This is a genomic window from Actinoplanes sp. NPDC048967, from assembly GCF_040649415.1.
GTDB lineage: Bacteria > Actinomycetota > Actinomycetes > Mycobacteriales > Micromonosporaceae > Actinoplanes.
This window is the reverse complement of the sequence record NZ_JBEZFL010000025.1, coordinates 1-1,321: the sequence shown is the minus strand read 5'-3', so window position 1 is coordinate 1,321 and position 1,321 is coordinate 1. Positions and strand designations below refer to the sequence as shown.

Below are 1,321 nucleotides of genomic sequence, written 5' to 3'. Positions count from 1 at the left end.
AGGACCCGACCGGCTTTGGGTCGCGACAGCGGACCGCTCTTGAGGGGGGTCCGATCGCGCCGGGTGCCGGTCGTGAGGACGGGCTGGGAAGTCATCCCACGCAGCTCGTCAGGCTTGATATCTGCGTGGGTCATCCCCGCCCCCAAGCCCGCCGTGGTCCCGCTTTCTGCTTCTCTGCCGGCTATCAGGCCGGGCGGAATCCTCGGGGCATCCCGCACGCTCCGCGCCGGTCCATCCGGGAGCCCGCAGCCGTTCCGGCCGAAGTACGCCCTCGGGTCGCACGAGGGTCAGCCCGCACTTCACCGTCCGCAGCCCCCGCGGCGAGGCCGGCGCAGCCCGACTCAGGCGAACCGGCCCAGGCACAGCGCGACGAGACACAGCTCGACCGGGCAGCGCTCGACCAGGCACGGCCCGGCACAGCCCGGCCTGGCCCGGCACAGCACGGCACGGCCCGGCACGGCACAGCACGGCACGGCGTGGCACGGCTTGGCCCGGCGCGGCTTGGCCCGGCGCGGCTCGGCCCGGCGCGGCTCGGCCCGGCGCGGCTCGGCCCGGCGCGGCTCGGCCCGGCGCGGCTCGGCCCGGCGCGGCTCGGCCCGGCGCGGCTCGGCGCGGCCCGGCACGGCACAGCCCGGCACGGCCCGGCCCGGCGCGGCCCGGCCCGGCGCGGCTCGGCCCGGCGCGGCTCGGCCCGGCGCGGCTCGGCCCGGCGCGGCTCGGCCCGGCGCGGCTCGGCCCGGCGCGGCTTGGCTTGGCTTGGCTCGGCGAGCGTTCGGTGTTGTGGTTGTTCGCGGTGCCCGCATGCTGGGCGTGCCGGTGAGTCGGACCCGACGAGGTGGAGCTGGCGCGGAGTGGGCCGCAGCGAAGGCTCGCAGCCATGCGATCGCGGCAGGAGATGACGCCGGAAGGTAGCCCTCGATCGCGGAGAGCCGCCTCCAGCCCCATGACACGTTGATGCGCGTGGCAGGTGCGGGCGGTGCCGGGAACCCGTGACGGCGCGAGCGAGCGATGCTGAACTCCGCCCGTCAAAAAGCTGGGGTGGAGGCCGCGGCTTCCTCCGCGACGCGCCAAGCCGGCGGCTTGCCTCGATGCTCCCCACCGGCGGCCCAGCCCGCTGGTGTAGGAGCTTGCTGAGGCCGTACCAGATGGTTGCTGGGCGAAGCAACCAGGGCGACCACAACGGGCTTGGGGGCGGGGATGACCCACGCAGATATCAAGCCTGACGAGTGGAGAGCGGGCTGAACGACGGCATCGTCACCCCGGTCGTGCTGGTCGCGCTGGCCGGTGCCGCGTCCGCTCACGGGCACGAGGGCGCCAACGC

The 1,321-nt window shown here is 75.9% G+C and carries 1 protein-coding gene; it reads right to left on the bottom strand.

From position 1 onward, the window contains the following. Positions 1–341: 341 nt before the first annotated feature. The gene (locus AB0C12_RS44060) at positions 342–623 is read right to left on the bottom strand and encodes a hypothetical protein (RefSeq protein WP_360557226.1); all 282 of its coding nucleotides are present in this window, start codon (positions 621–623) and stop codon (positions 342–344) included. Positions 624–1,321 lie beyond the last annotated feature (698 nt).